Origin of the sequence: Streptomyces sp. NBC_00028 (assembly GCF_045041065.1) — a bacterium.
Taxonomy (GTDB): Bacteria; Actinomycetota; Actinomycetes; order Streptomycetales; family Streptomycetaceae; genus Streptomyces.
In genome coordinates, this window is the sequence record NZ_CP108293.1 from 3,842,226 (window position 1) to 3,856,214 (window position 13,989).

Sequence of the window (13,989 nt, forward strand, 5' to 3'; positions counted from 1 at the left end):
GCAGGTCCCGGGCTCAGGCCGACGATTCTGCGGCACGAGGGGGGCCTTGCCGCAAGGCCCCCGGTGCGCTATACATTGAATATGGCAAGGGGTGTCCGGACCTCCTTGCCTTTCGTGTTTCCGGGGCACGTCTCAACCCTGAAGGGATGTCCGGTGGTCGTGTGCCGGGTCCGCGGGGCAGACGAAGACGTTGAACGTTCCGCCCCGGCCCACACTGACGTGCGTGGGGTTGAGGACCTCGTCCTCCAGGGGAATCCAGCTGCGGGTGCCGCCGTGTTCTGTCGGGCGGATCGCCAGCAGGAGTTCCATGGGCGTGCCGCAGGGACAGACCATCGGGTGCGGGCCGGTGACACCCCAGTAGGCGTATCCGCCCACCTTCCAGCCGGCGGCCACCGCGAAGTCGGCGTCGTAGCCCAGGGATTCGTCGGATTCCCCTTCCTCCTCCCAGAGGCTCTCCTCCCACTCCTCGATCCTCGATCCTCGACTGAAGGTCCTCGTCGAGGAGTTCGGGCCACTCGTACTCCACGACCCCCGGCTCGGGGTGCAGTACGCAGGGCTCGGGGACCAGTCCCTCGTAGCCGACCACCGCTGGGAGCGGCGGGTTCGTGAGTACGGCGTCCAGGGCGGCCGTGGAGTCGCGCCGGCGCAGGTGGACGGCAGGGGCGTGCGGGAAGCCGTGGGCCTCGAAGGGGCACCACAGCACCTGGAGGAGGTCGAGGCCGGGCGGGGCCGGGAGGTTCGGCACGTCACGGGCGTACAGCTGGGCCAGCGGGAGCAGCGGGACGGGGTGGGTGGCTTCGATGTCCGGGAGTTTGTGACGCCGTTGCAGTGTCGTCAGCCGCTCGCGTTCCTCGTCGGTGAGGGGGCGGTCCTTCGCCTCCGCGTGGAGACGGCGTTCCTCGTGGATGTCCGCGATCCTGCGGCCCTTGTTCCTGCGGTGCTCCTGCGTGCAGGTCGGCCAGGGCTCGTCGGCGGGCCACAGCAGCGGGCCGCCCACCGAACTGTCGTACGGCGTCGGGGTGCCGGGGCGGGGGTGGAGGCGGGTGCAGGTGCCTCGGTGTGCGGCCAGTTCGGGGAACAGGGTCTCGATGTCGAAGGGGCGGGGCGGGGTCGTGCGGGTCATCGCATCGGCTTGTAGTAGCCGAGGATCGCCTGGAGTCCCGCGAACCACTCGCGCAGGCGGTCCTTGGGCTTCGCCTCCACCGCGCACTCGTAGAACTGGCCGCTGTGCAGGACCACCGCCACGACCAGGGCCTTGCCGTTCGGGGTCGCCTTGTAGTGGACGGTGTGGATCTCGGGCCAGCTGAACTCGGCCTCCGCGCCGCGCATTTCGAAGGCGACGCCGGACATGTCGATGACCACGGAGTTGTGGCGGTCGACGGCCAGGAACTCCGGGCCGGCCGGGACCGGCACAACGGGCTGGGGCTGGGGCGCGTACTGCGGGGGCGGGGGGCCGAAGGCTCCTGGTGGTGGGCCGTAGGGCGGCGGCTGGGTCATCGGTGTCCCCCGGTGGGTGTCTCGTACAACTGTCGTGCGACCTCGGTACCGCAACCTACCCGTGAAACATTTCCCCGGGTCCACCGCATCAGTACAAGTGAGGACGGTGCGCGCCGGGCACCCACGAGCAGGGGGAACACATGAGACAGGTCCTTGCGGACCAGTACGCGGAGTTCGCGGCGGCACGGGCGGGGCATCTGTACCGCTCCGCGTGCCTGCTCACCGCCGGTGACACGCATCTCGCCGAGGATCTGGTGCAGGAGGCCCTGGGCCGGCTGTACATCAGCTGGCAGCGGGTGAGCCGGGTCGGCAACCCGGCCGGGTACGCGCAGACCGTGCTCACCCGGACGTTCCTCGCCCACCAGCGGCGGCGCAGCAGCACCGAGCGGGCCACCGACTCCCTGCCGGACCGGGCCGCCGCCGACCCGCGGGACGTGCCGCTGCGGCTGACGCTGCTGGAGGCGCTGGGGCGGCTGCCCGCCAAGGACCGGGCGGTGGTCGTCCTGCGCTACTGGGAGGACCGTTCGATCGAGGAGACCGCCGACGCGATGAACGTCAGCTCGGCGGCGGTACGGACCCGGTGCACACGGGCCCTCGGGCGGCTGCGGGAGCTGCTGGGCGAGGACCTCGGCGAATACGCCCGCTTCTGACGACGCCCTGGCCCCCTGACGCCCCTTCATTTTCCGTCCCTACGACCTCACTTCACTCAGACCTCGCGGAAACGGTGGTTTGCCATGCCCGTACATCAGCACAGCGATCCCTTCGAGGACCGTGTCGCCGACGAACTGCGCGCCACCGGTGGGCAGTTCCACGCCGACCCGGCCGCGCTCACCTCCGCCGGACTGGCCCGTGGGCGACGGCTGCGGCTGCGGCGCCGGGCGGCCGTCGTGGGCGGCGCGGCGTCGCTCGCGCTCGTCGGGGTGGGCGGGGCGCTGCTGCTGCCCGGCGGGGGTGCGGACGCGGAGAAGGCCTCGGTGGGTTCGACGCCGAGCAGGGCCACGTCCGCCGCGCCGGTGTCCGACCAGGAGCTGATCGGGACGTTGGAGAAGCTCCTCGGACACGGGAAGTTCAGTCAGCAGAGCGGCAGCGGCACGGCGGCCAAGTTCGGCCCGGTGGCGCAGCTCGTGTGGGACGACGGGCACGGGGGTTCCCTCGTCGCCGTGAGTCTGCGCAGGGTCGCGCCGGGCAGCCCGCAGGCCCGCGCGGTGACCGAGTGCCCGGACCCGGTGTACACGAAGCAGGACAGCTGCAAGACCAGTCGGCTGACCGACGGCTCACTGTTCACGTTCTTCCAGGGGTACGTGTACGCCGACAAGAGCGGGAGCCCCAAGCGGTGGACCGCCGACCTGGTGACTCCCAAGGGGGAGCACGTGTCGGTGAGCGAGTACAACTCCGAGTCGGAGAAGGGCTCGCCGGTCACCCGGACCGATCCGCCGCTGAACGCCGGGCAGTTGAAGGAGCTGGCCTCCGCACCGGCGTGGCTGACGGCGATCGCCGCCATTCCCGGCGAGGCGCCCTCGCCCGAGCCGGAGGAGACCGTCTCCTCCCGCAATGTCACCGCGGTCCTCACCGGACTTCTCCCCAAGGGTGTGAAGGTGGTGACGCCGGGTCAGGTGGAGGGGACCGAGTTCGGTTATGTCGTCGTCGACGACGGCCACGGAAAGAGTCTCGTCCAGGTCAACGTCCAGTCGAACATGGGGGACATGGCCTCGACCGAGGCCTTCAGCGGCGCCGAGACGCTCGGTGACGGCACGCTCGTCGCCGAGCGGAAGAGCGGGGGCGACAAGGGCGTCACGGGCCAGGCGATGTGGACCGTCGACACCCTGCGGACCGACGGTTCGCGCGTGGTGATCAGCGCCTTCAACGCGGGCACCCAGCACGAGGCGCCGACCCGCCAGACCCCGGCCCTGTCCATGAAGCAGCTCCGGGCGATCGCTCTGGACCCCACCTGGTTCCAGTAGCCCGCCCGGCGGTCAGAAGAACTCCGACCAGGGCTGATCCCAGATCTGCTTCACGCACAGCACCAGGAACAGCAGCCCGGCGATCACCAGCATCGCGTTGCTGACCAGGCCGTTGCGCCATTCCGTGGGGGTGCGTGAGGAGTTGAGGAGCCAGATCAGGGTGCCGGCGAGGAAGGGGAGGAAGGCCGCGCCCAGGACGCCGTAGAGGATGATCAGGCGGAAGGGCTGGCCCTGGAAGAGCAGGACGATGGGCGGGAAGGTCAGCCACAGCAGGTACGCGCGGAAGGGCCAGGAGCGTTCGCGCGCACCGGAGGCGACCTCCTCGCCCTTCGCCGTCTCCGTCGAGCGGTAGCGGGCCACGAAGTCGGCGAACATCAGGCTCACGCCGTGCCAGACGCCGATGAGGGAGGTGAAGGAGGTGGCGAAGAAGCCGATCAGGAAGAACTTGGCGGTCGCCGCCCCGTACTCCTTCTCCAGGATGTCGGTGAGCTGGATGAGGCCCTTGTCGCCGCTGGCGATGGCCACGTTCGCCGAGTGCAGCAGCTCCGCGCCGACGAAGAGCATCGCGATGACGAAGATGCCGGTGGTGGCGTAGGCGACCCGGTTGTCGAGCCGCATGACCTTCATCCAGCCGGTGTTGGTCCAGCCCTTGGCGTTGACCCAGTAGCCGTACGCGGCGAGCGTGATGGTGCCGCCGACTCCGCCGATCAGACCGAGGGTGTTGAGGATCGAGTCCTTCTCGTCGGGCAGGACGGGGAGCAGGCCCGCGAAGGCGTCGGGCAGGTTCGGGGTGACCCGGATCGCCAGGTACACGGTCACCACGAACATGACGCCGACCAGGACGGTCATGACCTTCTCGAAGACCGCGTACTTGTTGAACCAGACGAAGACCAGGCCGACCAGGCCGCAGGCGATCGCCCACCACTTGAGGTCCATCACGTCCGGGAACAGCGCCTGGAGCGGCAGCGCGCTCGACGACATCGCCGCCGCGCCGTACACGAAGCCCCAGATCACGACGTAGACCACGAAGAACCAGGTGGTCCAGCGGCCCAGGCTCGCCCAGCCGTCGAACAGGGTGCGGCCGGTGGACAGATGCCAGCGGCCGGCGGCCTCGGCGAGGGATATCTTCACGAGGCAGCCGATGACGGCGGCCCACAGCAGGGTGTAGCCGAAGTTGCTGCCGGCGATGAGGGTGGCGACCAGGTCGCCGGCGCCGACGCCGGTGGCCGCGACGACGATGCCGGGGCCGATGTACTTCCAACTGGACTTGCGGGGTGTGGGGGTGGTCGATACCTGGGTGTCAGTGGGGTGTCCCGTGGTGTCCGCCATGAAGGTCAACAAACCGCAAAGATCCAGCACTGACAAGAGGGCGGGCCCGTCCGCCGGCGCACGATTCGCGCCACCGCGTCTTTATTCGCCCTTGACCTGCTCATGCCATGAGTCGACGATGAGCCGCACACCCGCACCACGTACGTCGCACTGAATCGCCACTCCCCACTCCCACAAGGAGACTTCATGCGACTTCGGACACGAGGCTCGGGCGCCCGGGGCGGCAGACGCACCGCCGCCTTCGCCGCCCTGCTCGCCCTGGCGCTCGCCGCGCCGCTCACCTCGATGGACGCCTCCGCCGACAGCGCCGCAAAGGCGGCCCCCTCCGCGGACGACGTCCGGCAGTACGAGATCCACCAGCACACGACTCCGGTGACCCGCACCGCCATTCAGCAGACCGGGGTCACGGTGGACGAGGCCGACGAGGAGACCGTGGTGGTCTCCGGCCGCGCCGACCAGATCAAGAAGCTGCGCCGACTCGGGTACCAGGTCCAGGCGTTGGGCACTGCCCCGGACCGGCTGGCCGAGGACGAGATGCGGCTGTACGACTTCCCGTCGGCCGACTCGCGCTATCACAACTACGCGGAGATGACGAGCGCGATCAACTCCGCCGTCTCGGCCCACCCGGACATCGTGAGCCAGCGCGTGATCGGCACGTCCTACCAGGGCCGGAACATCGTCGCCATCAAGATCAGCGACAACGTGGCGACCGACGAGTCCGAGCCCGAGGTGCTCTTCACGCACCACCAGCACGCGCGCGAGCACCTCACCGTCGAGATGGCGCTCTATCTGCTCGACCAGCTGACCTCGGGCTACGGCACCGACTCACGCGTGACCAACCTGGTCAACAACCGTGAGATCTGGATCGTGCCGGACCTCAACCCCGACGGCGGCGAGTACGACGTGGCCACCGGCTCGTACCGCTCCTGGCGCAAGAACCGGCAGCCCAACTCCGGTTCCTCGTACGTCGGTACGGACCTCAACCGCAACTGGAACTACCGGTGGGGCTGCTGCGGCGGCTCGTCCGGATCGACGTCCTCGGAGACGTACCGCGGGTCGGCCGCCGAGTCGGCTCCCGAGGTCAAGGTCGTCGCGAACTTCGTGCGCAGCCGTGTGGTGGGTGGAGTTCAGCAGATCAAGGCCGGCATCGACTTCCACACCTACAGCGAGCTGGTGCTGTGGCCGTTCGGGTACACGACGGCCGACACGGCGACCGGGATGACCACGGACGACCGGAACGCGTTCGCCACGGTCGGGCAGAAGATGGCCGCCAGCAACGGCTACACGCCGGAGCAGTCCAGCGACCTGTACATCACCGACGGGTCGATCGACGACTGGCTGTGGGGCAACCAGAAGATCTTCGCCTACACCTTCGAGATGTACCCGACGTCCAGTTCCCAGGGTGGGTTCTACCCTCCCGACGAGGTGATCGCTCGGGAGACCGCCAGGAACCGGGACGCCGTGTTGCAGCTGCTGGAGAACGCGGACTGTATGTACCGGTCCATCGGGAAGGAAGCCCAGTACTGCGGCTAGCTAGTCGGACTCCTCGAAGTAGGCGTCGAGGACAGCGTCCAGCTGCTCCTCCCACTCCTTGAAGTCCGCCCTGGCCGCCGCCTCGATCTCGATCGGGTACCAGCGGCGGTCAGGGGTGTGGACCGTGATCGTGAATCGCTTGCCGAAGCGGGGGGACTCCGTCTCGACCGCGCCGATCTCGTCCCACCCGAACTCGCACCGCTCCTCGTCGAGGCTCAGGCGTACGCCCTTCGCGTCGGCGACGATCCTGGCGCGGCGGTCGGCGGCCTCGAAGACGGGGCCGTCGGCCGCCGCGTCCTCGTCCGCCTCGGCCTCTTCGGCCGCCTCCGGTTCCTCGGGGGCGGCCTCGTCCTGTGCGAGGGGCTCCTCGGCGTCCTCCGGCTTGGCGTCCTCGGGCTCGCCGGACACGGGTGAGGTCAGCCCGGGGATGAAGGCCGGGTCGAATCCGGCGCCTTCCAGGGGCTTGCTGCTCGAACCTATGCGCTGCTCCACGGTCGGAAGTATGGCGGACAAAGCTGTGCCGTGGGGCGGCGGGGGCGAATGAGGCCGCCCTCCAGCCAGCTTGCTGAAACTTGCTGCAAGTTCTTGCCAGTCGTCGCGGGCGGCTGCTTGACTCACCAGGCCTTGGCCCCTGAGAGGAACGAGCCGACCTCATGAGCACCGAGACCGACGTCCTCGTCCTGGGCGGCGCGGGCGTGGACACCGTCGTCCATGTCCCGGAGCTGCCGCTCCCCTACGCCGACAGCTACATGATCCGGCCGGGCATCGTGACCCGCGGCGGCCAGAGCGGCGACTTCTTCGCGCTCGGCACGCACTCCCTGGGGCTGCGCACCCACCACATCGACCTGCTCGGCGACGACCCCGAGGGCGACCTGGTCCGGGCACTGCACCGGGACCGTGGCATCGGCCTCACCGAGGTGTTGTCCGCCGCGGGCACCAAGCGCGCGGTCAACCTCGTCTCCCCGGACGGGCGGCGCCTTTCGCTGTACGACGACACCCGCAGCCAGGAGTCCGACCGGCTGCCCGAGGACACCCTGCGCACGCTGGCCGCCGACAGTCGGCACGCCCATGTGGTGATCACCCACCCGTGCTCGTACGCCCTGCCGGTGCTGCGCGAGTCCGGGGTCACCATCTCGACCGACCTGCACAACTGGGACGGCGCGAACCCGTACCACGAGCCGTTCGCGCTCGGCGCCGACCTGGTCTTCCTGTCGACGACCGCGCTCGCCGACCCGGAGGCCACCATGCGGGACATCGTCGCGCGCGGCCGGGCCCGGATCGTCGTCGCCACCGCCGGGGCCGAGGGCGCGTATCTGCTGGTCGACGGGGAGATCACGCACGTGCCCGTGGTGGCGCCGCCGGCCCCCGTGGTCGACTCCAACGGCGCCGGTGACGCCTTCGCCGCCGCGTTCCTGCTGGGCTGGCTGGACGGCGCCGACCCGCTGCGCTGCGCCCGGTACGGGGCGATCGCCGGCGCCCACGCCTGCACGGTGCCCTCGACGCGGGCCGACGCCATCGGACGCGAGGAACTCCTCGCCCGGGTCGCGGAGTTGGACGCCGCCGGGGAACGGAGTTGAGGGAGCGGAGCGGCACCCCTGCCTGAGGGTGCCGTGCCAGACTTCCGGCCATGGGGACGATCTACGCGTTCATGGCGGGCGTCAACGCCTACCCACCGCATATCGCCACACCCCTCTCGGGCTGCGTCAACGACGTGGGCGCGGCCCGGGAGTTGCTGGAGGAGCGGGGCGGGGACAGCGTCGAGGTGCGGACGGTGCTGGACGGCGCGGCGACGGTCTCCGTCGTCGAGGACGGCATCCGCACGTTCCTCGGGTCGGCCGGGGCCGGGGACACGGCGTTGTTCTGGTTCTCGGGGCACGGCAGTGAGCGGGTGGCCACCGGTGCCGAGCTCCTCGTCGAGGCGACGGGTCTGAGCCAGGCGCTGGTCTGCGTGGACGGCCCGCTGTCCGACAAGCGCCTGGGCGTGCTGCTGGACGAGGTGGCGAGGCGCGGGGCGCAGGTGGTGGCGGTCCTGGACTGCTGCTACTCGGGCGGCGCGACCCGCGAGGACCGGATCCCGGCAGATCTGACCGCACGCTGGGCGCCACCCCGCCCGGAGTGGCCCGCCCCCCGCGACGCGGCCCCCGCTCCAGGCACCGCGCGGCATCTCCTGCTGGCCGCGAGCCGGCTCGATCAGCTCTCTTACGAGGGTTGGTTCGACGGCCGTCGGCACGGCGTCTTCACGCACGCCCTGCTGGACGCGGCCCGCACCGCGGGCCCGGACGCCACCTACCGCCAGGTGCTGGCGGCGGCGGACGCGCGGGTACGGCGGTCCGGCGGCCGGCAGCAGCCGGTGCTGTTCCCGGAGACGGCCGAGACCGCCGACCTGCCGTTCCTGGCGGGCGCGGGGGCGACCGCGGTCGGCGACCATCTGCTGCGGTGCGGTCCTGAGGGGTGGGAGGTGGACTGCGGGACGGTGCACGGCCTGCGGGGCGGGGCGGACGCCGGGGGCACGGAGTTCGGGGTCATCGGGGACGGGCGGGTCGTCAGGGCTCGTGCGGTGCGGGCGGACCGGTCGCTGGTGGAGCCGGTGGACTGGACACCGGACCTCGGGCGGGCCTACCCGGTCAGCCCGACGGCGCTGGCCGCACCGCCCGCGACGGTCAGTGTCGAGGGCGCGGACGCACGGCTGCGCGCGGCCGTCACCTCGTACGCCACCCCGTTGCTCCAGGTCGTGGACTCCCCGGAGGACTTCGGCGACCTGCACTTCCGGGTGGTCGCGGCGGGTGGCGGCACGGTGGAGGTGCTGGGGCGGGACGGGACGCGGTTCGTGGATCCGCTGCGGCTCGGCGCGCGGCCGGCCGACCGGGACGGCTCACCGGCGGCCGCGACAGCGTCGTACGACGGCAGGGTGGTCGTCGACTGCCTTGCGCACCTGACCCGTTGGCACCGGCTCCGTGATCTCGGCTCGCGGCCGTCGCTCCTGGACAACCAGGTGCGGGTGGAGATCGTGCCCTGGGGCGGTGGGGGCGCGCTGGTACCGGACGGGCGGGGGGAGATCGTGTGCGCGTACGGGCCGGACGGGGAGCCGCCGTCGGTGTCCGTGCGGCTCACCAACCGTTCTCAGCGGCCTCTTTGGTGCGTGCTGCTCGATCTCACCGACAGCTATGCCAGCGACCCGGTGCTGTTCCCGGGCCACTTCATCGGGCCGGGGCGGACGGGTCACGCCCTGGACGGGGAGCCGGTGCGGCCGGCCCTGCCCGAGTCCAGGGCCGTCAGGTCCGGTGCGGAGGTACGGGACTGGCTCAAACTGATCGTGGCGGAGGGCGAGTTGAACACCGTGCCGTTCCGGATGCGGGCGTGGAACCAGTGGGCGGGCGGCATGGACGAGGACGTCCTGCGCTTCGGCGCACCCTCCGGCGGACGCGACCTCGGACCGGCCGGCCAGGGCGCGGCGGGCCGCTGGGCCACACAGACGATCACCCTCAGGACGGTCGTGCCGTAGCGGGTACCTAGGGCGCCAACTGGACGTAGTACGGCTGGAGTACGGAGTTCAGCCACTCCCGCCCCTCGGCCGTGTCGAAGTCCACGGCGTCCCCCTCCTCGGCGCGCAGCGCGCCCTCCGGGCTGCGGTCGCCGAACAGCACCACCGTGCGGTCGGCCGGCTCCCGCTTGGACGCCCACAGCAACCCCTGGGCCCAGGGGTCGGTGTGGTGGCGGATCCAGTGGGCCCAGTCGCGGGTGTACGGGTACTCGTGGGCCTCGGTGTGCACGAGCCAGGTGTCCTGGTGGACGGCGGCCAGGTCCTGGGCGCTGACCAGCGGCAGGACGTCCACGTCGGCGGCGAGCCGCAGGGTGCTCAGCCGGCGGCCCTCGACGGCACGGCGCGGCAGCAGCCGGGGACCGCCCGCGGGGTCGAAGGGCAGGGAGCGCAGCAGGGTCTCGCAGACGGCGGCCGTGGGGCCGAGGCCGGCGTAGAGATAGCCGTAGGGGTCGCAGGAGGTGGCGTCGAAGCGGCCGCCTCCGTACAGGCAGTGGGAGGGTCTCGGGTTGAAGCCGGCGGCGGGGCGGTGGGAGCCGTGGATGCGGTAGAGCGGGGTGCCGCGGGTGAGCGTGACCTTGCCGGGGGTGCCGGTCAGGGCGTCGGGCGGCCGGTAGTTGGGCACGTTCAGTCACTTCCCATCCGGCTGATCACTTCCCGTCCGGCAGATCGTTTCCCACCCGGCGGCTCACTCTCCACTGCTCATCAAGAACTGGGCGACGTCCGGGAGTTGTCGGTCGTGTTCCGTCCCGAGCAGGCTCACCGGGGTCGTGCCGAGCCAGGCGTTGGCGGACAGCCACCAGTCGGCGGCACCCCACGGGTCGCGGTCGGCGGCGAGGAGGGCGTTGACCTCCAGGACGACCAGCCAGGGCAGGGTGTCCTCGGAGAACTGGAAGCGTGGCAGACGGAGCCGTCCACCGGTGCCGGGCAGCCGGATCAGTTCGGGCGCGAAGGGGGCGCCGCCGCGTCGGAGCAGGGTCTCGGCGTCCAGCGCGGGCTCGGCGAGCAGCCGTTCGCGCACCGGCCCGAGGACCGGGCCGACCATACGGTGTCCGTCGATGAGCAGGACCGCGAGATCCTCGGCGTCGAACCCCTGCACGGTCGGCCGCCCGCTGATCTGCGGTGTGGCCGGCGTGCCGGTGAACCGCGCCCCGGTGTCCGCCCCGAACTCGTCCGGCAGCCACGCCGCGAGCAGATCGGCGGCCTGCCGGGCGGCGGCGTACCGCAGCCGCTCGTCCCGTGTCCGGTCCCGTACGACGGCGACCAGGCCGGTCAGCCGCTCGCGTTCCGCGGTGCCGAGGCGCCCGGAGACCCGGTCCCAGCGGGCCGCGGCGGCGGCGAGGACGACATACGGGTCGTCGGGCGCGCTCATCGGCCGCCCTCCGCGGGGGCGTCGCTGGTCAGCAGCCGTTCCAGGAGGTCGGCGCGGGCGTGGCGGCGTACGACGAAGTGGATCTCCCAGTCGGCGCCGCGGGCGAGTTCGGCCTCGACGGCGGCCCACAGCGCGCCGAAGCTCTCCAGCGGGGTGAGTCCGCCACGCCCGGCGCCCAGCAGGGGCAGACAGACGGACCGCAGCGGCGGGTCGTGCGCGCCGGCCTCCTCGGCGAGCAGCGCGAAGACCCGGGCGACGCCTCGCGTGATGTCGGCGGGCTGGACGTCGTAGTCGTTGGTCTCGGGCCGGGGTACGGCGACGGCGACGTGGTAGATCCGCCGGATGCCCTGGCCCTGAAGGGCGCCCGCCGAGGTGACGGCGACCGTGCCGGGCTGTGCCGCCCGGCCGGGAGACCCGTGCCGGGCGGTCCAGCCCCGTAACTCGTCGTCGATCCTGTCCTCGACGAGTCCCCCGACGGGGTCTCTGCGCGCCCCCGCGCGCCGCAGCGTGGCGGAGACGGACGACTTGTAGGGCGCGGGCAGCGCGAAGTAGGTGTTCGACGGCGAGACGACGACATCGATGTCCCGCAGCAGGTCGACGGAGTGGACGTGCAGCGTGACGGGGACGGTACGGCGGTCGACGCGCGGGCGCAGGGCGCGATGGGCGGCGGGCATGCGTGCGTACGACGGTGAGGGGGTCGGTGTTTCCCCGGCCCCCTGGACGACGAGCTGGACGACCTGTTCGGCGACCTGCCCGAGGACCATGAGCTCGTGGTGCTTGCGGAACCGCTCGACGCTCACCCCGTACACCTGGGCGGCCCGTCTGCGCCGGTCGGCGGCCGGCCAGTCGCGGGTGCCCTGGGCGAGCCCGAGGCTGTACTCGGCGGCGGTCTGGAGCGTGCCGCCGCCGATCCGCGAGACGGCGAGCCGCAGCACCTTCTCCACCGGCCCCCCTGGCGACTCGCCGTCTCCCCGCGGGAGTTCACGGGCGGCCCCGGCGAGCGCCGGTACGTCGAGTGCGCGCAACCTGACGACTCCGGCCCGCCGCACCTTCCGCACCTCCGCCAGCACCGCTCCGTGATCGGGCACGTGAGGAGACGGCGGCATGACGATCAGGATCGCACCGCCGCCGCCAGCCTCACAAGCCCGCCCCGTACACCCATTCCAGCGCACGCCCCGGTCGCGAACGGGTCGCGGCCGGGGCGAACTCAGGTCGTTCTCAAGGCAGTTACGACACCACCAGACTCAACACAGCCGCCATCACGAACCCCACCACCGACAACACCGACTCCAGCACCGTCCATGTCTTCAACGTGTCCCGTTCGCTGATGCCGAAGTACTTCGCGACCATCCAGAAGCCGCCGTCGTTCACGTGCGAGGCGAAGATGGAGCCGGCGGAGATGGCCATGATGACGAGGGCGACGAAGGCCTGGGAGTGGTCGGTCTCGGCGAGGAGGGGGGCGACGATGCCGGCCGTGGTGACGATGGCGACGGTGGCCGAACCCTGGGCGACCCGCAGGACCACCGAGATCAGGTAGGCGAGGACGATGACCGGGAGGCCGACGTCGTTGAAGGTGTCGGACAGGGCCTGGGCGACGCCGCTGGCCTTGAGGACGGCACCGAAGACCCCGCCCGCACCAACGACCAGGAGGATGTTGCCGACCGGCTTGAGCGAGGAGGTCGACACCGTTTCCAGGGACTTGCGGGACCAGCCGCGGCGGATGCCGAGGAGGTAGTACGCGAGGAGCAGGGCGATCGTCAGGGCGACGAAGGGGCTGCCGAAGAACTCGACCACCGAGCGGAGCGTGGACGGGTCGAGGGCGATCGAGGAGAACGTCGCCGCGAGGATCAGGACCAGCGGCGTACCGATGATGCCGAGGACCGTGCCGAGCGGAACGGGGTCCTCGCGGGGCACGACGCCCTGCGCGCGCTGCTCCTCGATCACCGCGAGCCGCGCCTCCGCCGCCGCCTCGACCATGTCCTGCGGTACGGCGACGAAGATGCGCTTGCCGATCCACGCCGAGAACGCCCACGCGGCCAGCACCGCGGGGATGCCACAGACGACGCCCATGAGGATGACCCAGCCGAGGTCGACATGGAGCAGCCCTGCCGCGGCCACCGGACCGGGGTGCGGCGGCAGGAAGGCATGGGTCATCGACAGGCCGGCCAGGAGGGGCAGACAGTAGAGGAGGATCGACTTGCCGCTGCGCTTCGCCGCCGCGTAGACGATGGGCGCCAGGACGAAGATGCCGACGTCGAAGAAGACCGGGATACCGAAGATCAGGCCGGTGAGGCCCATCGCGAGCGGCGCCCTCTTCTCACCGAAGAGGTTGAGCAGCCGGGACGCCAACACCTCGGCCCCGCCGCTGACTTCGAGGATCGCGCCGAGCATGGTGCCGAGGCCGATGATGATCGCGACATGGCCTAGGATGCCGCCCATGCCGGACTCGATGGTGGACACGGCGTCGCTGCGCTGGACGGTGCCGAAGAGTTCGGTGACCGAGAGACCGGCGAGCAGGCCGACGGCTATGGACACGGCCAGCAGCGCCACGAAGGGCTGGATCCTGACCTTGATGATGAGGAACAGCAGCAGCGCGATGCCGAGGGCGGCGACAGTCAGCAGACCGGCGGTGCCGTCGATGAGGAGGAGCAGTCCACCGGTGTGGGGTGGCGCCTCGGTGGGGGTGGTCGCGGCGAGCGGAAGGGACATACGGGGGTCCTCTGCGTAAGAACATGGAGCTTTCGGGCAGGGCGGATCGC

13 protein-coding genes are annotated in these 13,989 nt (G+C 71.2%); 5 read left to right on the forward strand and 8 right to left on the reverse strand.

All coding sequences use genetic code 11. From position 1 onward, the window contains the following. Positions 1 to 132: 132 nt before the first annotated feature. Positions 133 to 393, reverse strand: a complete 261-nt coding sequence (locus tag OG885_RS16905; protein WP_405731909.1) for a hypothetical protein — start codon at positions 391 to 393, stop codon at positions 133 to 135. A 726-nt stretch (positions 394 to 1,119) separates the two neighbouring features. Next, on the reverse strand, positions 1,120 to 1,497 hold the full coding sequence (locus OG885_RS16910) for a hypothetical protein (RefSeq protein WP_405731912.1): 378 nt from the start codon (positions 1,495 to 1,497) through the stop codon (positions 1,120 to 1,122). Between the two features lie 140 nt (positions 1,498 to 1,637). Between OG885_RS16910 and OG885_RS16915 the strand changes: the two genes are divergently transcribed. Next, the gene (locus OG885_RS16915) at positions 1,638 to 2,147 is read left to right on the forward strand and encodes a SigE family RNA polymerase sigma factor (RefSeq protein WP_405731915.1); all 510 of its coding nucleotides are present in this window, start codon (positions 1,638 to 1,640) and stop codon (positions 2,145 to 2,147) included. A gap of 84 nt (positions 2,148 to 2,231) precedes the next feature. Next, complete coding sequence (locus OG885_RS16920; protein WP_405731918.1) at positions 2,232 to 3,458, forward strand: hypothetical protein; 1,227 nt, start codon at positions 2,232 to 2,234, stop codon at positions 3,456 to 3,458. Positions 3,459 to 3,470: 12 nt separating this feature from the next. On the opposite strand, the gene OG885_RS16925 is transcribed toward OG885_RS16920, so the two are convergent. Then, positions 3,471 to 4,787, reverse strand: coding sequence for an Nramp family divalent metal transporter (locus OG885_RS16925; RefSeq protein ID WP_405731921.1), 1,317 nt, complete (start codon positions 4,785 to 4,787; stop codon positions 3,471 to 3,473). Positions 4,788 to 4,973: 186 nt separating this feature from the next. On the opposite strand from OG885_RS16925, the gene OG885_RS16930 reads away from it, so the two are divergent. Next, positions 4,974 to 6,320 carry a M14 family metallopeptidase gene (locus OG885_RS16930; RefSeq protein ID WP_405731924.1) on the forward strand — a complete coding sequence of 449 codons (1,347 nt, stop codon included), beginning with the start codon at positions 4,974 to 4,976 and terminating at the stop codon, positions 6,318 to 6,320. On the opposite strand, the gene OG885_RS16935 is transcribed toward OG885_RS16930, so the two are convergent. Next, entirely contained in the window at positions 6,321 to 6,812 is a 492-nt protein-coding gene (locus OG885_RS16935; protein WP_405731927.1) for a hypothetical protein, read from the reverse strand. It abuts the gene before it with no gap. 161 nt (positions 6,813 to 6,973) lie between these two features. Between OG885_RS16935 and OG885_RS16940 the strand changes: the two genes are divergently transcribed. Further along, positions 6,974 to 7,897, forward strand: coding sequence for a PfkB family carbohydrate kinase (locus OG885_RS16940; protein WP_405731930.1), 924 nt, complete (start codon positions 6,974 to 6,976; stop codon positions 7,895 to 7,897). Positions 7,898 to 7,947: 50 nt separating this feature from the next. After that, on the forward strand, positions 7,948 to 9,822 hold the full coding sequence (locus tag OG885_RS16945; protein WP_405731933.1) for a caspase domain-containing protein: 1,875 nt from the start codon (positions 7,948 to 7,950) through the stop codon (positions 9,820 to 9,822). 7 nt (positions 9,823 to 9,829) lie between these two features. On the opposite strand, the gene OG885_RS16950 is transcribed toward OG885_RS16945, so the two are convergent. From OG885_RS16950 to OG885_RS16965, 4 genes are all read right to left on the reverse strand, one after another. Next, the gene (locus OG885_RS16950; RefSeq protein ID WP_405731936.1) at positions 9,830 to 10,483 is read right to left on the reverse strand and encodes an RES family NAD+ phosphorylase; all 654 of its coding nucleotides are present in this window, start codon (positions 10,481 to 10,483) and stop codon (positions 9,830 to 9,832) included. Positions 10,484 to 10,546: 63 nt separating this feature from the next. Continuing rightward, positions 10,547 to 11,230: a hypothetical protein gene (locus OG885_RS16955; RefSeq protein WP_405731939.1), complete on the reverse strand. Its 684-nt coding sequence runs from the start codon at positions 11,228 to 11,230 to the stop codon at positions 10,547 to 10,549. Continuing rightward, positions 11,227 to 12,336 (reverse strand): hypothetical protein, encoded by a 1,110-nt coding sequence (locus OG885_RS16960; protein WP_405731942.1) that lies wholly within the window; start codon positions 12,334 to 12,336, stop codon positions 11,227 to 11,229. The genes OG885_RS16955 and OG885_RS16960 overlap by 4 nt, the downstream gene beginning before the upstream one ends. 121 nt (positions 12,337 to 12,457) lie before the next feature. Beyond that, the gene (locus OG885_RS16965; protein ID WP_405731945.1) at positions 12,458 to 13,939 is read right to left on the reverse strand and encodes a GntP family permease; all 1,482 of its coding nucleotides are present in this window, start codon (positions 13,937 to 13,939) and stop codon (positions 12,458 to 12,460) included. Positions 13,940 to 13,989: the final 50 nt, after the last annotated feature.